This is a genomic window from Bacillus nakamurai, assembly GCF_001584325.1.
Lineage (GTDB): Bacteria > Bacillota > Bacilli > Bacillales > Bacillaceae > Bacillus > Bacillus nakamurai.
This window is the reverse complement of sequence record NZ_LSAZ01000042.1, coordinates 41,720-64,916: the sequence shown is the minus strand read 5'-3', so window position 1 is coordinate 64,916 and position 23,197 is coordinate 41,720. Positions and strand designations below refer to the sequence as shown.

Below are 23,197 nucleotides of genomic sequence, written 5' to 3'. Positions count from 1 at the left end.
GTGCGCCAATGAAAACCGGAAAGGCGGCAGATGAGATGAAAGCAGCGCTGATCATTGGAGCAGATGAATTTCTCGGCCTTTCATTATGCGAGCTGATGATGGATGAAGGAACATACGTTGATGTCATTCTGGCTGAACCGGAAGATAAAACCCGGCAGCTATATTTGGAAGAAAGATTAATGTGGCTCGGAAGAAACGATCATTTTCAGAAAATAGATGAAATTGGTGAAAAGACATACGATCAAATCTGCATTCAATACGGAAACGGATTCCTTCCTGAAGACAGGACGGAACCTCTGTATTGGATTATATACAGTGAGGATCGCGAAGCCTGGGAAAAGAGCTGTCAGAGGGAATCGGCCCGAGCCATTATCCTTCCGCCGCTGTACGGTCCGTGGAGGGAACCGAAAGAAAACAGCGAAAACCGCTTTTTTTTAGATGACGCAGCCGTTCAGCTGAAAAACAAGCTGGAATCAGACGGCATAAAAGACGAAGATCCGGTTATTACGCTGCATATAGAAGAAAAAACGGAAAAATCAGAAGCGGAAGAAAAAATTCAAGAGTGGAAAAGACAATTTTCATCAATATTCGACAAATTTTAAGAAAAACCTTCCATGTTATGTGCATTACCGCTACAATAAACGTATATCAAATATGCATGTTATGAGTTTGAAAAGGGGTTGAACATGGCTTGATCACCAGGCTAGTCATGATCTTTTCTGTCCTCCTTTTATTGAGCGGATGCGCACAAACTCCGTTTAAAGGAAAAATTGAGAAGGTCGGAATGCTTTTTCCCGATACCATCAATGATCTGGTATGGGGCACAAAAGGTTACAAAGGTTTATTAGCGATACAATCTGAATTTAACGCAGACGTTTATTATAAAGAAAATATAAAATCTGATGAAGATATTTTAAAAGCGATAGAGGACTTTCATAAAAGAGGTGTCAATCTTTTATACGGACACGGAAAAGAATATGAGGAAATCTTTAATATGATCAGCAAGGACTATCCCGATATGGAATTCGTCATCTCAAACGGAACGGCTAAAGACGACAATGTCACAAGCGTCCATCTCATGGGAGAAGCAATGGGCTTTTTCGGCGGAATGACCGCTGCCCACATGTCAAAAACCAATCAGGTCGGCGTCATAGCCTCCTTTTTATGGCAGCCTGAAGTCGACGGCTTTATCAAAGGGGCAAAATATGAAAACCCCGACATCGTCGTCAATACTGAATTTACAGACCACTGGGATAATGACAACGAAGCGCTGTCCCTTTACGGGAAGTTAAAGAATGAAGGCACGGATGTTGTATATCCGGCCGGAGACGGGTATAATGTTCCTGTCATTCAGCAAATAAAAAAAGACGGTCTGTACGCCATCGGTTATGTCGCCGATCAAGCTGATTTAGGTAAAAACACGGTGCTGACCAGCACGGTGCAAAATGTAGATAAAGCCTACACATTGATCGCGGAGCAGTATAATAAAGGCGCACTAAAGAGCGGAGACCACAGCTTCGATTTCAAAGACGGGGTCGTCGAAATGGGGACCTTCAGCCCTCTGGTGGACAAAGCTTTTCAGCAAAAGATAGCCGATCTCGTAAAAACGTATAATCAAACAAATGAACTGCCGTCAAATGAATAAGAGGTGGATACACATGCAGCATGAAAAATCGCTTGAATTTATGCAGATTGCAATGAAATATTTGCCGGAAGCGAAGGCGGAGCTCGAGAAATCAGGCATTGATCTGTCTATGGAAATGATCCAGCCGTTTATGAACCTGTTTACACAAGTCATGGCGGAAGCTTATGAGCTTGGCAAATCCGATGCCGGGGAGCTGAATAAATAAAGAGAGCCACTTTTAATAGAAGTGGCTTTTCACATGATTTTTTTCTTTAAGGCGGACACCATCGACCCGAGGTCTTTAAAGACCGGCTTTAATTGATCGAGCGAGTTCATGATGGAGCCGAGCTGATTCATCACATGGTTGTAATCGATTGCTTCTTCGGGATCAGCTTCAGGCTCTTCTTTCTCTTTCTCTTTCTCTTTCTCCTTCTCTGGTTCATCCCGGTCCTCGGTATTGCCGAACATCATTTTTGAGAAAATATCCATAGTCAAGACCCCCTTTCGTCTTTGATATATTCTATGAGTGAGAAGCGCCAATAGTTTAGACGAATATATTGCCAACAGAAAAAAAATAGGGTAGAATTAGTACCTGATACTAATAATTGATCTTAATAATTGATTTTTAAATTCACTATATAAAGGAGTCTTCCCTATGAAAGCTGGAATACTTGGTGTCGGCCGTTACATCCCGGAAAAAGTGCTGACAAATCATGATCTTGAACAAATGGTAGAAACATCGGACGAATGGATTCGGACGAGAACAGGTATAGAAGAAAGAAGAATCGCTGCTGAAGACATGTATTCATCAGGCATGGCTGCTGAGGCTGCGCAAAAAGCGCTTGACCAGGCTGGCGTATCGGCTGAGGATCTTGATATGATTCTCGTTGCAACTGTTACTCCTGATCAGTCATTCCCGACCGTTTCTTGTATGATACAAGAAAAGCTGGGTGCCAAAAAGGCATGCGCAATGGATATCAGCGCCGCATGCGCAGGTTTTATGTACGGTATTGTGACTGCCAAGCAATTTATTGAATCACAAACATACAAACATGTCCTTGTGGTCGGTGTGGAAAAGCTCTCAAGCATTACAGACTGGGAAGACCGCAACACGGCCGTTCTGTTCGGAGACGGAGCGGGCGCAGCGGTCATCGGGCCTGTCAGCGACGACAGAGGTATTCTGTCATTTGAGCTCGGAGCAGACGGAACAGGCGGCCAGCACTTGTACTTAGATGAAAAAGGGCATACAATCATGCATGGAAGAGAAGTATTCAAATTCGCCGTCCGCCAAATGGGTGAATCAAGTGTGAATGTCATTGAAAAGGCCGGCCTCTCCAAGGAGGACGTAGACTTTTTAATTCCCCATCAGGCAAACATCCGCATTATGGAAGCGGCGCGGGAACGTTTAGAGCTTCCGGTTGAAAAGATGTCTAAAACTGTCCATAAATACGGAAACACTTCTGCTGCATCTATTCCGATTTCATTAGTAGAGGAATTAGAAGCCGGAAAAATCAAAGACGGAGATGTCATCGTCATGGTTGGATTCGGCGGAGGATTAACATGGGGCGCCATCGCAATGCGCTGGGGACGATAGAAAAAAGGTGAGGTGCACATTAGATGAGTAAAAAAAGAGTAGTCGTTACAGGACTCGGAGCCCTGTCTCCGCTTGGCAACGACGCCGAAACAAGCTGGAAAAACGCAATCGGCGGCGTGTCGGGAATCGGTCCGATCACACGTGTGGAATCGGATGAATATCCGGCGAAAGTAGCCGCTGAACTGAAAGATTTCAACATTGAAAATTATATGGATAAAAAAGAAGCGAGAAAGATGGACCGCTTCACACAATATGCAGTCGTAGCCGCGAAAATGGCGGTTGAAGATGCCGGTCTGAACATTACGGAAGACATTGCGCCAAGAGTAGGCGTTTGGGTCGGTTCCGGCATCGGCGGCCTTGAAACGCTTGAATCGCAATTTGAAATCTTCTTGACAAAAGGGCCGAGAAGGGTCAGCCCGTTTTTTGTTCCAATGATGATTCCGGATATGGCGACAGGCCAAATCTCGATCGCACTCGGAGCAAAAGGAGTCAATTCCTGTACGGTGACGGCATGCGCAACGGGAACGAACTCTATCGGAGACGCGTTTAAAGTCATCCAGCGCGGTGATGCTGATGCGATGATTACCGGCGGTACGGAAGCGCCGCTGACAAGAATGTCATTTGCGGGCTTCAGCGCCAACAAAGCGCTTTCTACAAATCCTGACCCGAAAACGGCAAGCCGCCCGTTTGATAAAAACCGTGACGGTTTTGTCATGGGAGAAGGCGCGGGAATCGTTGTGCTTGAAGAACTTGAGCATGCGCTTGCCCGCGGTGCGAAAATTTACGGGGAAATTGTCGGCTACGGTTCAACGGGTGATGCTTATCACATTACCGCGCCTGCCCAAGACGGTGAAGGCGGAGCGAGAGCGATGCAAGAAGCGATCAAGGATGCCGGCATCAAGCCGGAAGATATTGATTACATCAACGCTCACGGCACAAGCACGTACTACAATGATAAATACGAAACAATGGCCATTAAAACCGTTTTCGGCGATCATGCGTACAAGCTTGCGGTCAGCTCGACAAAATCAATGACCGGCCACCTGTTGGGAGCTGCCGGCGGTATTGAAGCGATTTTCTCCGTTATGGCGATTAAAGACGGAATCATTCCGCCGACGATCAATATTGAAACGCCTGATGAAGATTGTGATTTAGATTACGTACCGGATAAAGCGCGTGAGCAGGATGTAAACGTCGTCCTCAGCAACTCGCTCGGATTCGGCGGACATAATGCCACTTTGATCTTCAAAAAATATCAATAACACAAACATTGACCGGCTGCCCAAAAGGGTGGCCGGTTTTTTTTGTCTGCATATCATAAAAAGAGGAGGCGAACCAGCATGAGCGTCAAACTGACATACCAATGGATGAAAAAAGCAGCATCCATAGATGATTTAGCCGAACACATTTTACCTCTTTTTTCAGGAGCAAAAAAGAAAGAGTGGAGGCCGATACTCGGGACTCTCCAAAACCACGGAATGTTCCGCAATATGAAAGACGGTTTATTTACAATCAATCAGCTGAAAGAAAAAGGATGCTTCAGCCATATCCAAAAGGAAGAGAGCTATTTAAAGGAGAAGTGGAGCGGGCCTGACGTACCGATCATTGTTTTGCCAGTCGATGAACGAAATCGGAGAATCCGCATGGAGTTCGGATCAAAATCCGGCCTTGCTTTCCGGGATAAAATGTTCCTCTTCTTATCGTCAGATAGTTCTAATTCGGCTGTCTCCGCCATTATGACACATGAATATAATCACGTCTGCCGGTTAGAACATGTGACAAAGGATGAAAAAGATGACACATTACTTGATACAATCATGATGGAGGGGCTGGCAGAATATGCTGTTTATGAGCGATTCGGCTCAAGCCTTACGGGGGAATGGACGTCCTACTATACGCCTGAGCAGCTCCAGATTCTGTTTGAAAAAAGAATCAAGCCAAATCTCGGATTAAAAAGGGACAGCAGAATGTTTTCACAGCTGTTATACGGCAAAGGATACGTTCCCTCAATGCTTGGCTATGCCGTCGGATTCGATATAGTAAAAAAATATTTAACAGTGAATAAAAAAACAGTGGAAGAAGCGCTGTCCATCCCTTCGAAAACCTTTCTGGAAGCAACGCTTTAAAAGGTTGAAAGAATGGAAAATATTTAAATATATTACATTTATCCTAAAAAATTCTTGCTTTTGTAATAATGATGTAATAATATACAACTATAAAATTTTTCGACTATTCTATATTTTGTGATAGCGAAACGTATGTTTTCCTCTGATGCAGCGGAATGAGAAAGGGGAGTATCATGAGCACACTATTAGAAGTGAATAATTTAAAGACCTATTTTTTCAGAAAGAAGCAGCCGATTCCCGCAGTTGACGGAGTTGATTTTCACATTAATAAAGGTGAAACCGTTGCGCTTGTAGGAGAATCCGGCTCGGGCAAAAGCATCACCTCGCTTTCTATTATGGGACTTGTCCAAAGCTCGGGCGGAAAAATAATGGACGGCTCGATAAAGCTTGAAGGCAAGGACCTGGCCTCTTTTACCGAAAACGAATATTGCAAAATCCGCGGTAACGACGTCTCTATGATTTTTCAGGAACCCATGACTTCCCTAAATCCGGTGCTGACCATCGGTGAACAAATTACAGAAGTGCTTGAATACCATAAAAAAATGAGCAAAAAAGAAGCCATTAAAAAGGCAGTGGAGCTTCTGAAATTGGTCGGATTCTCCAGAGCAGAACAAATGTTAAAAGAATATCCGCACCGCTTATCAGGAGGAATGAGACAGAGGGTCATGATCGCCATCGCGCTCAGCTGCAACCCGAAGCTCCTGATTGCCGACGAGCCGACGACGGCGCTTGATGTGACGATACAAGCTCAGGTGCTGGAGCTGATGAAAGACCTCTGCAAAAAATTCGATACCTCGATTTTGCTTATCACCCATGATTTAGGCGTCGTTTCAGAAGCGGCCGACAGGGTGATCGTCATGTACTGCGGACAAGTCGTAGAAAGCGCTGCCGTCGATGAATTATTTTTAGAACCGCTGCATCCGTATACGGAAGGGCTGTTAACTTCCATTCCTGTAATAGACGGAGAGATTGATACATTAAATGCGATCAAAGGAAGCGTGCCGACACCGGACAATTTGCCGGAAGGATGCCGCTTTGCTCCGAGATGTTCAAAAGCGATGGATAAATGCCGGACGGGGCAGCCTTCGCTCATGACACATCAAAACGGCCGTTCTGTAAGGTGTTTTTTATATGAGGAAGAGGGTGCCGATTCAAAATGACAGCTGCAAACCAAGAAACCATTTTAGAGCTGAAAGATGTAAAAAAATATTTTCCGATCCGCTCCGGTTTTTTTCAAAGAAAAGTCGGAGACATAAAGGCTGTCGACGGCGTTTCTTTTTCACTGAAGCGCGGTGAAACGCTCGGGATCGTCGGAGAATCAGGCTGCGGCAAGTCAACCGCAGGCAGAACGATGATCCGCTTATACAAGCCCACAGACGGCCAGATTCTTTTTAAAGGCCAAGATATTTCCAACATGTCTGAAGAAAAACTGAGAAAAAGCGTCCGCAAAAACATTCAGATGGTATTCCAAGATCCCTTCGCATCACTCAATCCGAGAAAAACATTGCGTTCCATTATTAAAGAACCGTTTCATACTCACCATATGTACAGCCTGCGCGAACGAAACGAAAGAGTGGAAGAGCTCCTTGCAAAAGTCGGGCTTCATCCGAGCTTTGCGGGCCGCTATCCGCACGAGTTTTCCGGAGGGCAGCGCCAGCGGATCGGCATCGCAAGAGCGCTTACACTAAATCCGGAGCTGATCATTGCGGATGAGCCCGTTTCCGCACTTGATGTCTCCATCCAAGCCCAAGTCATTAATTTAATGGAAGAACTGCAGGAAGAATTTAATCTGACATATCTCTTTATCTCTCACGATTTAAGCGTTGTCCGCCATATCAGCGACAGAGTCGGCGTTATGTATCTCGGAAAAATGATGGAGCTGACTGATAAGCACGAGCTCTATGACAATCCGCTTCATCCTTATACGCAAGCGCTCCTTTCCTCAGTACCGGTTACGAGAAAAAAAGGAGCCGTCAAGCGGGAACGAATCATCCTGAAAGGAGAACTGCCAAGCCCGGCAAACCCGCCGGAAGGCTGTGTGTTCCACACAAGATGCCCGATGGCCAAACCGATTTGCAAAGAACAAATACCGGCATTTCAAGAAGCCGCTCCCGATCATTTCGTCGCCTGCCATTTGTATGCCTGAAATGACAAGCTTTGAGAGGGGGTATGCCGGATTACATAACGAACTTGCCGCATATATATCACAAAGGGGGAATTGATATGAAATTACGTAAATCTGCACTGATGATGCTAAGTGTTTTTATGGCGCTCGCCATCTTCCTGTCAGCCTGCTCCGGCTCAAAATCCACAAGCTCCGAATCCAAACCGGCAGGGAAACCGCAAAAAGGCGGGGATTTGGTTGTCGGTTCTATCGGGGAGCCTACACTCTTTAACTCGCTGTATTCTACAGATGATGCAAGTACTGATATTGAGAATTTGCTGTACAGCTTCTTGACAAAGACGGATGAAAAACTGAACGTAAAATTGTCGCTCGCTGAAAGCATTAAAGAATTAGACGGCGGACTTGCGTATGACGTGAAAATTAAAAAAGGCGTTAAGTTTCACGACGGAAAAGAACTGACGGCCGACGACGTTGTGTTTACGTACAGCATCCCGTTAAGCAAAGATTACAAGGGGGAGCGCGGATCCACTTATGAAATGCTGAAATCCGTAGAAAAAAAAGGCGATTACGAAGTATTGTTCAAACTGAAATATAAAGACGGTAATTTCTACAACAATGCTTTAGACAGCACAGCGATTCTGCCAAAGCATATTCTCGGCAACGTTCCGATTGCCGATTTGGAAGAAAACGAATTTAATAGAAAAAAACCAATCGGTTCAGGTCCATTTAAGTTTAAAGAATGGAAGCAGGGCCAATATATTAAACTCGAAGCAAATAATGATTACTTTGAAGGAAGACCTTATTTAGATACGGTGACCTACAAAATTATCCCGGATGCAAATGCCGCGGTAGCTCAGCTCCAAGCTGGCGATATTAATTTCTTTAATGTGCCGGCCACTGACTATAAAACCGCTGAAAAATTTAATAACCTCAAAGTAGTCACTGATCTGGCATTAAGTTATGTATACATCGGCTGGAATGAGAAAAATGAATTATTTAAGGACAAAAAAGTCCGGCAGGCGCTCACAACCGCTCTTGACCGTGAGTCAATCGTCAACCAAGTATTAGATGGAGACGGTAAGGTAGCCTACATTCCGGAAAGTCCTTTATCTTGGAACTATCCTAAAGATATTGAGGTTCCGAAATTCACGTATAACGAGAAAAAAGCGAAACAAATGCTTGCGGAAGCCGGATGGAAAGATACGAACGGTGACGGCATTTTAGATAAAGACGGAAAGAAATTCTCGTTTACGCTTAAAACGAACCAAGGAAACAAAGTCCGGGAAGACATAGCTGTAGTCGTTCAAGAACAGCTGAAGAAAATCGGTATTGAAGTGAAGACTCAGATTGTAGAATGGAGCGCCCTTGTTGAACAAATGAATCCTCCGAATTGGGATTTTGACGCGATGGTGATGGGCTGGAGCTTATCTACTTTCCCAGACCAATATGACATATTCCACTCAAGCCAGATTAAAAAGGGCTTAAACTATGTGTGGTATAAGAATGCTGAAGCGGATAAACTCATGAAGGATGCAAAATCGATCAGCGACAGAAAGCAGTATTCCAAAGAATACGAGCAAATCTACCAAAAAATCGCGGAAGACCAGCCGTATACGTTCTTGTATTACCCTAACAACCATATGGCAATGCCGGCAAACCTGGAGGGATACAAATATCATCCGAAACGTAATTTGTATAATATTCAAAAGTGGTGGCTTGCACAATAATTTTCCCTTAGAGGGGAGGGAGAGTGTTTCCTCCCTCTTCTGTTTTTAATAAGGATAGAAAAGGGGACAAGAATATGGCTGCATATATTATCAGAAGAACATTGATGTCCATTCCGATTTTATTGGGAATAACGATTTTATCTTTTATTATCATGAAAGCTGCGCCGGGAGATCCGATGACGTTAATGATGGACCCGAAAATCAGCCAAGCCGACAGAGAACAATTTATTGAAAAGTACGGATTAAACGATCCTCAGTATGTTCAATATTTAAAGTGGCTCGGCAATATGGTGCAGGGGGATTTCGGAACGTCAATTGTCAGAAAAGGAACACCTGTCTCAGAACTGATTATGGCCCGAATGCCTAATACTCTCATACTGATGCTTGTTTCAACAATTTTGGCTCTTATCATCTCTATTCCGTTTGGTGTCATGTCCGCAAAACGGCCCTATTCAAAACTCGACTATGGCATTACATTTACCTCGTTTATAGGATTGGCCATTCCGAATTTTTGGTTTGGATTGATTTTAATTATGGTTCTATCCGTAAATCTAGGCTGGTTTCCTACCGGCGGTGTCGAGACGCTGAATACGGATTTCAATATTTTTGACCGGATCCATCATTTAATTTTGCCTGCATTCGTATTAGCGACGGCGGATATGGCCGGTCTGACAAGGTATACGAGATCAAATATGCTGGACGTATTAAATCAGGATTATATCCGCACGGCAAGAGCAAAGGGTTTTAAAGAAAATCGTGTGTTATTTAAGCACGGCTTGAGGAATGCGTTATTGCCTGTTATTACAATCTTCGGCCTAATGATTCCCTCATTTATCGGCGGGTCTGTTGTCGTAGAACAAATATTCACTTGGCCGGGCTTAGGAAAGCTGTTTGTGGATTCCGCGTTCCAGCGTGATTATCCCGTCATTATGGCGATGACCGTCATTTCAGCCGTCCTTGTGGTGATCGGCAACCTCGTCGCTGACATTTTATATGCAGTAGCTGATCCGAGAATTGAATATTAAAAGGGGGGAAGGATGATGGCCGAATTGAACACATCTCCTGCGCCGGAGATAGGATTGAAAGAAAATATTTCCGCAAAACCGGAAACCATGACAAAAATCTTCTGGGAAAAGTTTTCGAAAAATAAGTTGGCTGTTGCAGGCGCCGTTATTCTGTTTGTGATTATTCTATCGGCGATATTGGCGCCGGTGATTGCTCCTTATTCACAAGAGCAGCAAAGTTTGCTTGATAAATTTAAAGCACCGGGGCTTGAGCATTTGATGGGAACGGATAAATTCGGGCGTGATATTTTCAGCAGGATTTTATATGGCGCGCGTATCTCTTTATTAGTCGGTTTTGCGTCTGTGGTCGGCTCCATTTTTATCGGAACCATCTTAGGCGCGTTATCAGGCTATTTTAAAGGCATTGTGGATGCTGTTATCATGCGTCTAGTGGATATCGTACTCTCAATACCTGATATTTTCTTATTGATTACGCTTGTTACTATCTTTAAACCGGGTGTGGACAAATTGATTTTAATCTTCTGTCTGACGGGGTGGACAACCACTGCGCGTTTAGTCAGGGGAGAATTTTTATCATTGCGCTCAAGAGAATATGTCCTGGCTGCCAAAACAATCGGGACAAAAACACATAAGATCATTTTTTCTCATATCCTTCCCAATGCGCTCGGACCGATCATTGTGTCAGCAACTTTAAAAGTCGGCTCGGTTATTCTGGCTGAATCGGCGCTGAGCTATCTCGGATTCGGGATACAGCCGCCCATTGCAAGCTGGGGAAATATGCTTCAAGATGCGCAAAACTTTACGATTATGATACAGGCATGGTGGTATCCGTTATTTCCCGGGCTGTTCATTCTTCTTACCGTTCTATGCTTCAACTTTGTCGGTGACGGGCTGCGTGACGCGCTTGATCCTAAGAATGTGAAATGATCTCCCGAGTTCATACGGGAGATTTTTTATTACGCTATAATCAGAATGCTCGCCATTGACGGAACGTCTCTCCGCCCAAAAACGGAATTCTCATATCGAAATGGAATAATTTATCTCCCCCTTGCCTATACTGTGGACAACAGTTTTTATAAAGTGAGGGGTCGAATATGTTATTTCTTCATGATGTGTGGGTGAATTGGTTTGAAGGGGAAGAGAATGGCTATAATGTATGCCATTTTCACGAATGGCGCAAGGAAGATACGGTAGAGCTTTTGGATCAGACGCCATTGCTCAGAGTGCCGTCGGTGTTATTTCATTACATAGAAAACGATTTATCGGAGCTTCCGAAAGAGCTGCTTGATGAAGTTCACCAAAAGTCATACGTGAGAAAAAACCATGAGCGTACGAAGCTTGAATATTGTTTTGTCGTGACAGACGGAATCAGCATCATTGCCGTGGATACGATCGGCTACACCATTCCGGTCCGAAAGAGCCGCCTGATTCCGAGACAGGAGCAGCTTGTCTATGAAATGGTAAAGGATGTAGAGCCTGAAGCCTATCAATTTGAGCCGAAGCAATTGGAGTCTTCAAAGGAATACCACATTTTATCATTGGCGCCGGAGCACGTCAGAGGGCTGACGAGAAAAGAGCGGCAGATCAAGCAGCTGATGTTTATGGCGCTTGATCAGCTGAAAGGGCTGAAAAACCGTGCGGAAATTGTGTATTGGTATACGGAATGGAATCCGCATATGTACGAGCAGATCAAACGGATGAGTTTTGAGGAGATTTGGGACATGCTTTATAATGAAACGATTGAAGGCTGGTCAGACAAGCATCTCGCTTTCTGTGAAAACTTGATAAAAGGGCAGCCGTTTTTCGAGAAGCTTTGGGAAATGGAACAAGAATCAAAAGTGAATTAAAGAAAAAGAGGCAGGGATACCCCGCCTCTTTTCTTTTATCGTCTTTTCCGTCCGAGCCCCATGGCGTTTTCCATCTTTTTCACCATTTTGCCGGCCGTTTTATTGGCACGCTCTGCGCCTTCATCAAGAATCCGGTCCAATTCGTCACTCTCAATTAATTCGCGGTAGCGCTCTTGAATCGGTGTCAACGCATTGATCACCACTTCGGCTAAATCGCTTTTGAATTCGCCGTAGCCTTTGCCTTCATATTTGGCCTCTAATTCTTCGATTGAAGCGCCTCCCAAAATCGAGTAGATGGTAAGCAGATTAGAAACGCCCGGTTTGTTTTCTTTATCGTATTTTACAATTCCTTCAGAATCGGTAACGGCGCTTTTGATTTTCTTTTCGAGCAGCTTCGGCTCATCAAGCAGCGTGATGTATGCCTTTTGATTCGGATCAGACTTGCTCATTTTCTTCAGCGGGTCAGCCAGCGACATGATGCGCGCGCCCGTTTTAGGGATTTTGACCTCCGGAATCGTGAAAATGTCATTGTATTTTTTGTTGAAACGTTCTGCCAGATTACGGGTCAGCTCAAGGTGCTGTTTTTGGTCTTCTCCGACAGGGACAAGGTCAGTTCCATACAGCAAAATATCTCCGGCCATAAGCGGCGGATATGTTAACAGTCCGGAAACAACGGCTTCCTTGCCTTTGGACTTGTCCTTAAATTGCGTCATCCGTTCAAGTTCACCGATATATGCGACGCATTGGAGCATCCAGCCCGCTTGGGCGTGAGCGGGAACTTCTGATTGGATAAACAGTGTTGCTTTCTCGGGATCAAGCCCGACCGCCACGTATAGAGCTGCAAGATTGCGGATGTTTTTCCGCAGCTCAAGCCGATCTTGAGGAACCGTGATCGCATGCTGATCAACGATGCAAAAGTACCCATTGTAATCATGCTGCAAATCGACAAATTGCTTCATTGCTCCGATGTAATTTCCGAGCGTAACTGATCCGCTCGGCTGAATGCCTGAAAAAATTGTTTTCTTCATATTCCATACCTCGTTTCTAAAACATAATAAAAAAAGCCCATTCTTCCCGTAGAAAAGGGACGAATGAACCGTGGTGCCACCCTGATTATTCCATAACAATGGAATCGCTCGAGACGTTGGTAACGGAGACTGCTCCGGCTGAGCCTACTTACGTTCAGTCAGCTGCTCAGAAGTCCATTCCACATTGCCCATTACCTGCTCACAGCACCGCAGGCTCTCTTCAAATGGGTTGAAATGTGTACTACTCTTCATCATAGCGCATAACAACAATTGTGTTTGATTGATTCATTATAAATCAATTATAGCCAAATGTCATCAGAAGAATTCAAGGTTTTTTCCAGTTCACTCATGGTTCAGGAATTCTCGAAATTGTCTGGAAACGCCCGAATGATAACGCATATCAACATTTCGTATAACGAATATTATATGTAAAAAGCAATATGAACTGGAAATTCTCTATGAAAAATTTAGTTTAGTTATGCTTTAAACTATAGAAGGATATCACGTTTTTGACAGAAAAACGAACCAAATTTAAATATTTTAAATTGAGAAAATAGTATTGCAATAAATTATTCATTTCATTATAATGAACTTGTTCACTCTATTGTTACAGCTTCTTTACATAAAATAATCAGAAAAGACGGAACACAATTAAAGTTTAGAAAAATATTAAGTTATTTTGTCTGATATTTCTGAGTATTTAGTAGTAAAGGCTGAAAAATTGATTAGGGGGTTAGTGCATGAAAAAGCGTTGGTCTATTGTAGGTTTAATGCTTATCTTCTCGCTCGTGTTAAGTGCATGCGGCGGATTCAGCGGCGGATCAGGCGGCGGTGGAAAGAAAGACACCAAAGGGCAGACATCACTTCATATCAATATTAAAACAGAACCGTTCTCTTTGCATCCGGGATTAGCTAACGATACCGTTTCCGGCGGCGTCATCCGTCAGATCTTTGAAGGATTGACACGAGTCAACTCCAAAGGTGAGCCTGAAGAAGGAATGGCATCTAAGATCGAAACAAGCAAAGACGGAAAGACCTATACATTTACGATTCGTGACGGTGCAAAATGGTCAAACGGCGATCCCGTTACTGCGCAGGATTTTGAATATGCCTGGAAATGGGCGCTTGACCCGAACAATGAGTCACAATACGCTTATCAGCTCTACTATATCAAAGGCGCTGAAACTGCCAACAAAGGAAAAGGCAAGATTGATGATGTAGGCGTGAAAGCCGTTAATGACAAAACATTAAAGGTCGAACTGAACAACCCGACACCTTACTTCCTGCAATTAACATCATTTTACACATATATGCCGATTAACAAGAAAATTGCAGAAAAACATAAAAACTGGAATACGAACGCAGGCGAAAATTATGTGTCAAACGGCCCGTTCAAAATGACGGCCTGGAAACACAGCGGTTCTATCGATCTTGTAAAGAACGACGAATATTGGGATAAAGACTCTGTAAAACTGAAGAAAATCAACATGGTGATGATTAACAATACCAATACGGAACTTAAAAAATTCCAAGCAGGGGAACTTGACTGGGCGGGAATGCCGCTTGGACAGCTTCCGACAGAATCACTGCCGACTTTGAAGAAAGACGGATCGCTGCATGTTGAGCCTATTGCCGGCGTGTATTGGTACAAATTTAATACAGAAGCCAAACCGCTCAACAATGTTAACATACGGAAAGCTCTTACTTATGCTCTAGACCGCGCATCGATCGTGAAAAACGTGACGCAGGGCGAACAAATTCCGGCAATGGCAGCAGTGCCGCCGTCAATGAAGGGCTTTAAAGATAATACCAAAGGATATTTCAAAGACAATGATGTCAAAACAGCAAAAGAATTTCTGGATAAAGGTTTGAAGGAATTAGGCGTAAAGAAAGCATCTGACCTTCCGGCAATCAAGCTGTCTTATAATACGGACGAAGCACACGCTAAAATCGCGCAGGCCGTGCAGGAAATGTGGAAAAAGAACTTAGGCGTTAACATTGAACTTGATAACTCGGAATGGAATGTGTATATTGACAAGCTGCACAGCCAGGATTATCAAATCGGACGTATGGGCTGGCTCGGTGATTTCAATGATCCGATCAACTTCCTGGAACTGTTCCGCGATAAAGAAGGCGGGAACAATGATACCGGCTGGGAAGATCCTGAGTTTAAAAAGCTTTTGAACCAGTCTCAGCTTGAAACTGACCCGGACAAACGTATCGAAGAGCTGAAAAAAGCAGAAAAAATCTTTATTGATGCAATGCCGGTCGCGCCAGTTTATTTCTATACAGATACTTGGGTGCAGGATAAAAACCTCAAAAATGTCATCATAACCGGTACAGGTGAAGTTTACTTTAGAAACGCTTCTTTCGAATAAAAAGCGTCTCTAAAAACAAAAGACCCAAGGTATATGGGGAGGATGTCCCCATATACCTTTCTTACTGATTAAGTATAAAATTGTAAAAAACATGGAGGTGTTCACCTTGCTGAAATATATCGGTAAACGATTCATTTACATGATCATCACACTGTTTGTGATTGTCACCGCCACATTCTTCTTAATGCAGGCAGCGCCGGGCGGACCATTTTCCGGCGAAAGAAAGCTGCCGCCTGAAATTGAGGCAAACTTAAACGAACACTATGGTCTGGACAAGCCTCTCTTCGTTCAATATGTCAGCTACTTAAAATCAGTGGCGGTGTGGGATTTCGGACCTTCTTTTAAATATAAAGGTCAAAGCGTAAATGATTTGATCAGTTCAGGTTTCCCCGTTTCATTCACTCTCGGAGCAGAAGCTATTCTCCTCGCTTTAGCGTTTGGTGTTTTGTTTGGGGTGATTGCTGCCCTGTATCATAATAAATGGCAGGATTATACCGTTGCAATTTTAACGATCTTTGGAATTTCAGTTCCGAGCTTTATATTGGCGACGATACTCCAGTATATTTTCTCAATTAAATTGGAGCTCTTCCCGGTCGCAGGGTGGGAATCCTGGGCGTACACCTTTTTGCCCTCCATTGCGCTTGCTTCCATGCCGATGGCGTTTATTGCCAGACTCTCCCGTTCAAGCATGATTGAAGTGTTAAACAGCGATTACATACGGACTGCAAAAGCAAAAGGCCTTTCCCGTCCGTCAGTCACCGTGCGCCATGCGCTTCGAAACGCGCTTTTGCCCGTCGTGACATATATGGGGCCGATGGCGGCATCCATTTTAACAGGAAGTTTCATCATTGAATCTATTTTCGGAATTCCCGGTTTAGGCGCGCATTTTGTAAACAGTATTACAAACCGTGATTATACCGTCATTATGGGAGTTACCGTGTTCTTCAGCGTAATTCTTCTTTTTTGCGTATTAATCGTAGACGTGCTGTACGGATTAATTGATCCGAGAATCAAGCTTTCTAAAGCAAAGAAAGGAGCCTAGACCATGCAGAACATTCCTAAAAATATGTTTGAACCAGCTTCAGCTAATGCCGGCGATGCCGAAAAAATAAGTAAAAAAAGCCTTTCTCTCTGGAAAGACGCCATGCTCCGCTTCCGCAGCAATAAGCTTGCGATGGTCGGGTTTGTACTGATCGTACTTATTATTCTTATGGCAATTTTTGCTCCTGTCTTTTCAAGATATGATTATGCGACTACCAATCTATTAAATGCGGATAAAGCGCCGTCGAAAGATCATTGGTTCGGCACGGATGACCTTGGAAGAGATATATTCGTCCGGACATGGGTAGGCGCGCGGATTTCTATCTTTATCGGTGTAGCCGCAGCCGTGCTTGATTTATTAATCGGCGTCATCTGGGGCAGTATTTCCGGATTCCGCGGCGGCCGCACTGATGAAGTGATGATGCGTATCGCGGACATTCTTTGGGCAGTTCCTTCATTATTAATGGTTATCTTGCTGATGGTTGTTCTGCCGAAGGGCTTACTGACGATTATTGTCGCCATGACGATAACGGGCTGGATTAATATGGCGAGGATCGTCCGCGGCCAAGTGCTTCAATTGAAGAACCAGGAATATGTGCTTGCTTCCCAAACCCTGGGTGCGAAAACGGGACGTCTTCTGTTTAAGCATATTGTTCCGAATGCGATGGGCTCTATCTTAGTCACGATGACACTGACGGTTCCGACCGCGATTTTTACAGAAGCATTTTTAAGTTATTTAGGGCTCGGCGTACCGGCGCCGCTTGCGAGCTGGGGGACAATGGCCTCAGACGGATTGCCTGCATTAACCTATTACCCTTGGCGTTTATTCTTCCCTGCCGGCTTTATCTGCCTTGCGATGTTTGGCTTTAATGTTGTCGGCGACGGATTAAGAGACGCGCTGGATCCTAAGTTACGCAAATAAGGAGTGATATGAGTGACACGCTTGCTAGAGGTAAAAGACTTAGCCATTTCATTTAAAACATACGGCGGAGAGGTACAGGCAATCCGCGGCGTGAATTTCCATTTGAACAAGGGAGAAACCCTCGCGATCGTGGGCGAATCCGGTTCCGGAAAAAGTGTGACGTCCCAAGCGATTATGAAGCTGATTCCAATGCCGCCCGGATATTTTAAAAGAGGGGAGATTCTCTTTGACGGACGCGATATCGTACCGATGTCAGAAAAAGAGATGCAGTCCATCAGAGGAAAAGACATCGGGATGATTTTCCAAGATCCGATGACATCTCTGAACCCAACAATGAAGGTCGGTAAACAAATTACGGAAGTGCTTTTTAAACACGAAACCATTTCAAAAGAAGCGGCACGCAAACGCGCAATTGAATTGCTTGATTTAGTGGGAATTCCGATGCCGGAAAAACGGGTCGGCCAATTCCCGCATGAATTCTCAGGCGGAATGAGGCAGCGCGTCGTTATCGCGATGGCGCTTGCGGCAAATCCGAAGCTGTTAATTGCTGATGAACCGACAACCGCTCTTGATGTAACGATTCAGGCCCAGATTCTCGAGCTGATGAAGGAATTACAGAAAAAAATCGACACTTCAATTATTTTTATCACGCATGACCTCGGGGTTGTCGCCAACGTTGCCGACCGGGTCGCTGTCATGTACGCAGGACAAGTCGTCGAGTCGGGCACGGTGGACGAAATTTTCTATGATCCGCGTCATCCGTATACGTGGGGGCTTTTAGCGTCTATGCCGAGCCTAGAAAGCACTGATCAGGAAAAACTGACGGCCATCCCGGGAACGCCGCCTGATCTGACAAATCCTCCAAAAGGAGATGCGTTTGCTCTTCGCAGCTCTTACGCAATGAAAATTGACTTCGAAGAGGAGCCGCCGATGTATAAAGTGTCTGACACGCATTTTGTGAAATCTTGGCTCTTGCATCCGGATGCGCCTAAGGTAGAGCCGCCTGAAGCGGTGAAGGCAAAAATGCGCAAATTGCCGAATACGTACCAGCAGCCGGTTTTAATGAAGGAAGGTGAAAAAAATGACTGAAAAGCTGCTCGAAATTAAACATTTAAAACAGCATTTTTTCACGCCGAAAGGAACCGTAAAAGCGGTAGATGACCTGTCATTTGATATTTATAAAGGCGAAACGCTCGGCCTTGTCGGAGAATCAGGCTGCGGAAAGTCGACGACAGGCCGAAGCATTATCCGTCTGTATGAGGCTACTGACGGCGAAGTGCTGTTTAACGGAGAAAATGTCCACGGCAAAAAATCCCGCAAAAAGCTGCTGGAGTTTAACCGGAAAATGCAGATGATTTTCCAAGACCCGTATGCATCTTTAAATCCGAGAATGACAGTTGCCGATATTATTGCGGAGGGGATTGATATCCATCATCTCGCGAAAACGAAAAAGGAGCGCATGCAGCGGGTTCATGAACTGCTTGAAACGGTCGGCCTAAATAAGGAGCACGCCAACCGCTATCCGCATGAATTTTCTGGAGGGCAGCGTCAGAGGATCGGAATTGCCAGAGCGCTTGCGGTTGATCCGGAGTTTATCATTGCGGACGAACCGATTTCCGCCCTTGACGTATCCATTCAGGCGCAGGTCGTCAATTTAATGAAGGAATTGCAAAAGGAAAAGGGGCTTACTTACCTGTTTATCGCCCATGATTTGTCCATGGTCAAATACATCAGCGACCGTATCGGCGTCATGTATTTCGGAAAGCTGGTTGAGCTTGCGCCGGCGGATGAGCTTTATGAGAATCCGCTGCACCCTTATACAAAATCCCTGCTGTCCGCCATCCCGCTTCCTGACCCTGATTACGAAAGAAATCGGGTGCGGAAAAAATATGATCCGTCAATCCATCAGCTGAAAGACGGGGAAAAGATGGAGCTTCGCGAAGTCACACCGGGACATTTTGTCATGTGCACAGAAGCAGAATTTAAAACGTTTCAATAGATGACTATCCTTCAAGACTCCAGTCTTGAAGGATTTTTTTATGGACTGTCAATGACCATGCATTTTTGATTTATTGGTTGTCATGAAGCATTTTATCCTGAATATTCCTTTAACAGTTGTCATCATTGCCTTGTTTTCTGCCGGAAAAGCCGTGCCATTCCTGCGATGGCAAAAGCCCTTATGACAATGATTATGCTACCAGCCCTGTTTTTAAAAAATCAGCTAAAACGGCTTGGGCCAAAATCACGATGAGCAGCACGCTGGCATCAGGTTCTGAAGCAAATGCAGAAATTACGAAGAATACTGACGGAAAGCGATATAACTTGTCCATTCATCAATCGGAAACCTGCACGCAGATGAATACGGCTCCAATCTGATGTCTGGGCGACAACCGCTTCCTATTAAGCAGTGCAAGGCTGCGATATTAAAAGCCCTGCACATTAAAGTTTATCAAGCCGGCTCCCCGTTTCCTATAATGGTAAAAAGGAGGAGTTTAGCATGCGAATGATGATATACGCCATCGTCACAGGATTGTTTCTCAGTTTCATGGCTTATCCAGTGAAGGCTGCTGTGAAAGAAGGACAGCCGAAATTGAAAGTGGCTCTCACAAAAAAAGAACTGCCGAAAGGGATGACGAGGTTCGCTTATCCATCAGGGCTGCATTTTTCCCGCCCCGATAAGGTGCGGGGCATTTACGTAACCGGGCATTCTGCGGGCGGAAGCAAGTTTGATGAATTGACGGATTTTGTAGACAAAACAGAACTGAATACAATGGTCATCGATGTGAAAAACGATAACGGCAACCTCACGTTCCAGCCGGATAAACAGTCTCCCTACTATAAAATCAGCAAGCCGTACATCAAAGACCCAAAAAGGATGATGAAAAAACTGGAGGAAAAACATATCTATCCGATCGCGCGAATTGTCGTTTTTAAAGACAGCGCGCTCGCGAAAGAAAAACCGGAGTGGTCCTTTAAAGAAAAAGACGGAAACGTTTGGAAAAACGGGAGCGGGGAATCATTCGTGAACCCGTTTATGAAAGAAGTATGGGATTACAATGTAAACATTGCAAAAGATGCCGCGAAAAAGGGCTTTAAAGAGATTCAGTTTGATTATGTCCGTTTCCCGGAAGGATTTGAAAAACGCGATGATGAACTGACATACGGCCATGGGCGGTATGGAAAATCAGCTGACAGCAATGTACAGAAACGTGTTCACGCTGTTACCGATTTCGTCAGTTATGCCAATAAAAAATTAAAGCCGCGCGGTGTTGATGTGTCGGCGGATATTTTCGGCTATTCAGCGACATTGCCTGAAGCGCCCGGGATCGGACAGAATTTCAGCAAAATTTCTGAGCATGTCGATGTCATTTCATCTATGATTTATCCGAGTCATTGGACGAGCTATTTCGGCATTGATAAACCCGATCTTGAGCCATACAAAGTTGTCAGGGAATATGCAAAGGTGGAGAATAAAAAACTCTCCAAGCTGAAAAATCCGCCTTCATCACGCCCGTGGCTTCAGGACTTCACAGCCTCGTACCTCGGAAGCGGCAACTATCAAGAGTACGGCAAAAGCCAGGTGGAAGACCAGATTAAAGCTTTACACGATGAAGGAATCGACGAATTTTTATTGTGGGATGCAGCCAATCATTATACGAAACATGTAGATTACACACCTTTTTTAAAAAAATGAAACCATGTCACAAAGTCAAACGTCTTAATAGATGTAAGATTGTTTAAACAATCGGAAATGGGGTATATCTAAAAGTGTGAAGACAACGAACCCATAAGGAGCAAATGAATGAACTGGTATGAAAAGCTGAGTGAATATTTTCCGATTGAAGAAATGAAATCAAAAGAGCATATGGAAGCTCTGTTAAAAGAGCAAAGCGATGTTTATCATAAAGAAGAGGGCCAACACTACGTACTGATGTTTGCGGAATTTGACTCTTTTATCTTTATTGATTATCTGTTTGTGTCAAAGAAAGCCAGAGGACAAGGTCTCGGAAGCAAGCTGATCGGTAAGCTGAAAAAGAAAAACAAGCCGATTTTGCTTGAGGTGGAACCTGTCGACGAGGATGACACAGACACACAGAAGCGTTTGCGTTTTTATCAAAGAGAGCATTTCAAACATGCACAGTCAATCGGGTATCGGCGCCGGTCATTGGCTACGAATGAAGTAAACAAAATGGAGATTCTGTACTGGTCACCGAAAACAGAATCTGAAGAAGAAATGTTTGAAGCGATGAAACAGACATATGAAACCATTCACACTTATAAAGATGAAAAATGGTACGGAGAATCATACGAAAAAACGGATGAAGTTCTCAAAGTCATTGATGAGAAAAAACAAAAAAACATTTTCGATCAGTTAAGCTAATTGAGAATGTAAATATCCAGCAAGCTGCAAATTTGCCGGATTGACACATTTTTTTCTCAGGAGACTGTTCATACTTACTTTTTTATAGTATAATGCCTGTAAAGATTCCTTTTTTAAAGTCATTTCAATTTGAGAATACAAACATGTTCATCCTACTAATTAGAGGAGTGAAGATTAATGGTTACATTATACACATCACCTAGCTGTACGTCATGCAGAAAAGCAAGAGCTTGGCTGGAAGAGCACGAGATTCCGTTTGAAGAGAGAAACATTTTCTCCGAGCCTTTATCCATTGATGAAATTAAGCAGATTCTGCGTATGACTGAAGACGGTACGGATGAAATTATCTCTACCCGTTCTAAAGTATTCCAGAAACTGAATGTAAACGTTGAATCAATGCCTCTTCAAGACCTGTACACTTTAATCAATGAGCACCCGGGGTTGCTTCGCCGCCCGATCATCATTGACGAAAAGCGTCTGCAAGTCGGCTATAACGAAGATGAAATCAGACGATTCCTTCCAAGAAAAGTGCGTTCTTTCCAATTAAGAGAAGCACAGCGTCTGGCTAACTGATATAAGATCATAAAGCCCAAAACCTTCGCGGTTTGGGCTTTTTTATTACTTTTCAGTCTGTTCATAAATCATACTGGCGAGGATGACAAACACGACAGTCAAAATCGGCAGCATCATTTGAACCGTACCGTGCTCTGCCATGAAAAAAGCCAGCTTCCTGTCACTTGCGATCATTTCACCGCCCGTAAAAGCGAGCAGGCCGCTTCCGGCATAGATTAATAGCGGCACTTTGTCTATTGCGGCATGAACGAGCTTGCTGCCCCAGATAATAATCGGCACCGAGACGAACAGCCCGATTATAACAAGCGACAGCTCGCCGTGAGAAGCGCCCGCTACGGCAATCACATTGTCAAGCGACATAAAGAGATCGGCCAGTACGATGGTGCGGATGGCTCTCCAAAGTGAGGAACTGCTTTTCACACGCTGTGCATCCTTCTTCTCAATAAGAAGCTGATAGCCGAGATACAATAAGAACACGCCTCCCGCGCATTGCAAAAAAGGAACGTTCAGCAAATAAACGGCTGCGCTCGTCAGTCCGATTCTCATGGCAACGGCTATAAACGTTCCGAAAATAATCGCTTTCTGCCTTTGCTTATGCGGCAGGTTCCGGCATGCCATCGCAATGACGACAGCATTATCCCCGCCGAGGATTAAATCAATTCCGATAATGACAAGTAGAGACAGCAGGTAATCGTGCGGCATGAAACCACCTCGCTTTTTGTTCCGGTTGCTTGTACAGCTAATATATGAAGCAGGATGACAATTATGATGGGAACCGGGGGAAAGCCTGTTTTTCCGTTAGAAAA

The 23,197-nt window shown here is 44.3% G+C and carries 23 protein-coding genes, 1 pseudogene and 1 other annotated feature; of the genes and pseudogenes, 21 read left to right on the top strand and 3 right to left on the bottom strand.

The annotated features are described in order from the left end of the window. Nucleotides 1–35 precede the first annotated feature (35 nt). From AXI59_RS17955 to AXI59_RS17945, 3 genes are all read left to right on the top strand, one after another. The gene (locus AXI59_RS17955; protein ID WP_061521868.1) at nucleotides 36–602 is read left to right on the top strand and encodes a hypothetical protein; all 567 of its coding nucleotides are present in this window, start codon (nucleotides 36–38) and stop codon (nucleotides 600–602) included. 89 nt (nucleotides 603–691) lie between these two features. Next, nucleotides 692–1,645, top strand: a complete 954-nt coding sequence (locus AXI59_RS17950; protein WP_061521803.1) for a BMP family ABC transporter substrate-binding protein — start codon at nucleotides 692–694, stop codon at nucleotides 1,643–1,645. A gap of 13 nt (nucleotides 1,646–1,658) precedes the next feature. Beyond that, a complete protein-coding gene (locus tag AXI59_RS17945) occupies nucleotides 1,659–1,850 on the top strand; it encodes a ComZ family protein (protein ID WP_061521804.1) in 192 nt (63 codons plus the stop codon). 29 nt (nucleotides 1,851–1,879) lie between these two features. Here AXI59_RS17945 and AXI59_RS17940 read toward each other — a convergent pair whose 3' ends face one another. Then, entirely contained in the window at nucleotides 1,880–2,113 is a 234-nt protein-coding gene (locus AXI59_RS17940) for a hypothetical protein (RefSeq protein WP_061528910.1), read from the bottom strand. 166 nt (nucleotides 2,114–2,279) lie between these two features. Between AXI59_RS17940 and AXI59_RS17935 the strand changes: the two genes are divergently transcribed. The 9 genes from AXI59_RS17935 (at nucleotide 2,280) to AXI59_RS17895 (ending at nucleotide 12,068) form a co-directional block, all read left to right on the top strand. Then, nucleotides 2,280–3,218: a beta-ketoacyl-ACP synthase III gene (locus AXI59_RS17935; RefSeq protein WP_061521806.1), complete on the top strand. Its 939-nt coding sequence runs from the start codon at nucleotides 2,280–2,282 to the stop codon at nucleotides 3,216–3,218. Nucleotides 3,219–3,241: 23 nt separating this feature from the next. Next, a complete protein-coding gene (gene fabF, locus AXI59_RS17930) occupies nucleotides 3,242–4,480 on the top strand; it encodes a beta-ketoacyl-ACP synthase II (protein WP_061521807.1) in 1,239 nt (412 codons plus the stop codon). A gap of 78 nt (nucleotides 4,481–4,558) precedes the next feature. After that, nucleotides 4,559–5,344, top strand: coding sequence for a DUF2268 domain-containing putative Zn-dependent protease (locus AXI59_RS17925; RefSeq protein WP_061528909.1), 786 nt, complete (start codon nucleotides 4,559–4,561; stop codon nucleotides 5,342–5,344). Between the two features lie 173 nt (nucleotides 5,345–5,517). Next, nucleotides 5,518–6,504: an ABC transporter ATP-binding protein gene (locus AXI59_RS17920; RefSeq protein WP_061528908.1), complete on the top strand. Its 987-nt coding sequence runs from the start codon at nucleotides 5,518–5,520 to the stop codon at nucleotides 6,502–6,504. Then, nucleotides 6,501–7,490 carry an ABC transporter ATP-binding protein gene (locus AXI59_RS17915; RefSeq protein ID WP_061528907.1) on the top strand — a complete coding sequence of 330 codons (990 nt, stop codon included), beginning with the start codon at nucleotides 6,501–6,503 and terminating at the stop codon, nucleotides 7,488–7,490. Before AXI59_RS17920 ends, AXI59_RS17915 begins: the two co-directional genes overlap by 4 nt. 77 nt (nucleotides 7,491–7,567) lie before the next feature. After that, on the top strand, nucleotides 7,568–9,196 hold the full coding sequence (locus AXI59_RS17910; protein ID WP_061528906.1) for a peptide-binding protein: 1,629 nt from the start codon (nucleotides 7,568–7,570) through the stop codon (nucleotides 9,194–9,196). 74 nt (nucleotides 9,197–9,270) lie between these two features. Continuing rightward, on the top strand, nucleotides 9,271–10,221 hold the full coding sequence (gene appB, locus AXI59_RS17905; RefSeq protein WP_061521812.1) for an oligopeptide ABC transporter permease AppB: 951 nt from the start codon (nucleotides 9,271–9,273) through the stop codon (nucleotides 10,219–10,221). Between the two features lie 15 nt (nucleotides 10,222–10,236). Next, complete coding sequence (opp4C, locus tag AXI59_RS17900; RefSeq protein WP_061521813.1) at nucleotides 10,237–11,148, top strand: oligopeptide ABC transporter permease; 912 nt, start codon at nucleotides 10,237–10,239, stop codon at nucleotides 11,146–11,148. Between the two features lie 167 nt (nucleotides 11,149–11,315). Continuing rightward, complete coding sequence (locus AXI59_RS17895; RefSeq protein ID WP_061521814.1) at nucleotides 11,316–12,068, top strand: YjbA family protein; 753 nt, start codon at nucleotides 11,316–11,318, stop codon at nucleotides 12,066–12,068. 35 nt (nucleotides 12,069–12,103) lie between these two features. Here AXI59_RS17895 and trpS read toward each other — a convergent pair whose 3' ends face one another. After that, complete coding sequence (trpS, locus tag AXI59_RS17890; RefSeq protein ID WP_061521815.1) at nucleotides 12,104–13,096, bottom strand: tryptophan--tRNA ligase; 993 nt, start codon at nucleotides 13,094–13,096, stop codon at nucleotides 12,104–12,106. Between the two features lie 52 nt (nucleotides 13,097–13,148). Then, nucleotides 13,149–13,360: a binding site (T-box leader), on the bottom strand. A gap of 476 nt (nucleotides 13,361–13,836) precedes the next feature. Between trpS and AXI59_RS17885 the strand changes: the two genes are divergently transcribed. From AXI59_RS17885 to spx, 9 genes and pseudogenes are all read left to right on the top strand, one after another. Beyond that, nucleotides 13,837–15,474, top strand: coding sequence for a peptide ABC transporter substrate-binding protein (locus AXI59_RS17885; protein ID WP_061528905.1), 1,638 nt, complete (start codon nucleotides 13,837–13,839; stop codon nucleotides 15,472–15,474). 106 nt (nucleotides 15,475–15,580) lie between these two features. Then, nucleotides 15,581–16,516, top strand: a complete 936-nt coding sequence (locus tag AXI59_RS17880) for an ABC transporter permease (RefSeq protein ID WP_061528904.1) — start codon at nucleotides 15,581–15,583, stop codon at nucleotides 16,514–16,516. Between the two features lie 3 nt (nucleotides 16,517–16,519). Next, nucleotides 16,520–17,437: an oligopeptide ABC transporter permease OppC gene (gene oppC, locus AXI59_RS17875; protein WP_061521818.1), complete on the top strand. Its 918-nt coding sequence runs from the start codon at nucleotides 16,520–16,522 to the stop codon at nucleotides 17,435–17,437. Nucleotides 17,438–17,449: 12 nt separating this feature from the next. Further along, nucleotides 17,450–18,526: an ABC transporter ATP-binding protein gene (locus AXI59_RS17870; RefSeq protein ID WP_061528903.1), complete on the top strand. Its 1,077-nt coding sequence runs from the start codon at nucleotides 17,450–17,452 to the stop codon at nucleotides 18,524–18,526. Next, nucleotides 18,519–19,436, top strand: a complete 918-nt coding sequence (gene oppF, locus AXI59_RS17865; protein WP_061528902.1) for an oligopeptide ABC transporter ATP-binding protein OppF — start codon at nucleotides 18,519–18,521, stop codon at nucleotides 19,434–19,436. Before AXI59_RS17870 ends, oppF begins: the two co-directional genes overlap by 8 nt. 155 nt (nucleotides 19,437–19,591) lie before the next feature. Beyond that, nucleotides 19,592–19,759: pseudogene (locus AXI59_RS20585) on the top strand (YjfA family protein); the annotation flags it as partial. A 175-nt stretch (nucleotides 19,760–19,934) separates the two neighbouring features. Then, a complete protein-coding gene (locus tag AXI59_RS17860; protein WP_061528901.1) occupies nucleotides 19,935–21,131 on the top strand; it encodes a putative glycoside hydrolase in 1,197 nt (398 codons plus the stop codon). A gap of 108 nt (nucleotides 21,132–21,239) precedes the next feature. Then, nucleotides 21,240–21,818 carry a GNAT family N-acetyltransferase gene (locus AXI59_RS17855; RefSeq protein WP_061521822.1) on the top strand — a complete coding sequence of 193 codons (579 nt, stop codon included), beginning with the start codon at nucleotides 21,240–21,242 and terminating at the stop codon, nucleotides 21,816–21,818. Between the two features lie 177 nt (nucleotides 21,819–21,995). Then, entirely contained in the window at nucleotides 21,996–22,391 is a 396-nt protein-coding gene (spx, locus tag AXI59_RS17850) for a transcriptional regulator Spx (protein WP_003327578.1), read from the top strand. A 45-nt stretch (nucleotides 22,392–22,436) separates the two neighbouring features. Here spx and AXI59_RS17845 read toward each other — a convergent pair whose 3' ends face one another. Next, nucleotides 22,437–23,093 (bottom strand): TerC family protein, encoded by a 657-nt coding sequence (locus tag AXI59_RS17845; protein WP_061521823.1) that lies wholly within the window; start codon nucleotides 23,091–23,093, stop codon nucleotides 22,437–22,439. Nucleotides 23,094–23,197 lie beyond the last annotated feature (104 nt).

Excerpts from the sequence above, each read along its gene's own strand:
- AXI59_RS17925 (WP_061528909.1), top strand. The coding sequence starts at position 4,559 with ATGAGCGTCAAACTGACATACCAATGGATGAAAAAAGCAGCATCCATA.
- oppC (WP_061521818.1), top strand. The coding sequence starts at position 16,520 with ATGCAGAACATTCCTAAAAATATGTTTGAACCAGCTTCAGCTAATGCC.
- spx (WP_003327578.1), top strand. The coding sequence starts at position 21,996 with ATGGTTACATTATACACATCACCTAGCTGTACGTCATGCAGAAAAGCA.
- AXI59_RS17915 (WP_061528907.1), top strand. The coding sequence starts at position 6,501 with ATGACAGCTGCAAACCAAGAAACCATTTTAGAGCTGAAAGATGTAAAA.
- opp4C (WP_061521813.1), top strand. The coding sequence starts at position 10,237 with ATGGCCGAATTGAACACATCTCCTGCGCCGGAGATAGGATTGAAAGAA.
- AXI59_RS17860 (WP_061528901.1), top strand. The coding sequence starts at position 19,935 with ATGCGAATGATGATATACGCCATCGTCACAGGATTGTTTCTCAGTTTC.
- oppF (WP_061528902.1), top strand. The coding sequence starts at position 18,519 with ATGACTGAAAAGCTGCTCGAAATTAAACATTTAAAACAGCATTTTTTC.
- AXI59_RS17855 (WP_061521822.1), top strand. The coding sequence starts at position 21,240 with ATGAACTGGTATGAAAAGCTGAGTGAATATTTTCCGATTGAAGAAATG.
- AXI59_RS17895 (WP_061521814.1), top strand. The coding sequence starts at position 11,316 with ATGTTATTTCTTCATGATGTGTGGGTGAATTGGTTTGAAGGGGAAGAG.
- AXI59_RS17945 (WP_061521804.1), top strand. The coding sequence starts at position 1,659 with ATGCAGCATGAAAAATCGCTTGAATTTATGCAGATTGCAATGAAATAT.
- appB (WP_061521812.1), top strand. The coding sequence starts at position 9,271 with ATGGCTGCATATATTATCAGAAGAACATTGATGTCCATTCCGATTTTA.
- AXI59_RS17910 (WP_061528906.1), top strand. The coding sequence starts at position 7,568 with ATGAAATTACGTAAATCTGCACTGATGATGCTAAGTGTTTTTATGGCG.
- AXI59_RS17885 (WP_061528905.1), top strand. The coding sequence starts at position 13,837 with ATGAAAAAGCGTTGGTCTATTGTAGGTTTAATGCTTATCTTCTCGCTC.
- AXI59_RS17920 (WP_061528908.1), top strand. The coding sequence starts at position 5,518 with ATGAGCACACTATTAGAAGTGAATAATTTAAAGACCTATTTTTTCAGA.
- trpS (WP_061521815.1), bottom strand. The coding sequence starts at position 13,096 with ATGAAGAAAACAATTTTTTCAGGCATTCAGCCGAGCGGATCAGTTACG.
- AXI59_RS17845 (WP_061521823.1), bottom strand. The coding sequence starts at position 23,093 with ATGCCGCACGATTACCTGCTGTCTCTACTTGTCATTATCGGAATTGAT.
- AXI59_RS17940 (WP_061528910.1), bottom strand. The coding sequence starts at position 2,113 with ATGGATATTTTCTCAAAAATGATGTTCGGCAATACCGAGGACCGGGAT.
- AXI59_RS17955 (WP_061521868.1), top strand. The coding sequence starts at position 36 with ATGAAAGCAGCGCTGATCATTGGAGCAGATGAATTTCTCGGCCTTTCA.
- AXI59_RS17935 (WP_061521806.1), top strand. The coding sequence starts at position 2,280 with ATGAAAGCTGGAATACTTGGTGTCGGCCGTTACATCCCGGAAAAAGTG.
- fabF (WP_061521807.1), top strand. The coding sequence starts at position 3,242 with ATGAGTAAAAAAAGAGTAGTCGTTACAGGACTCGGAGCCCTGTCTCCG.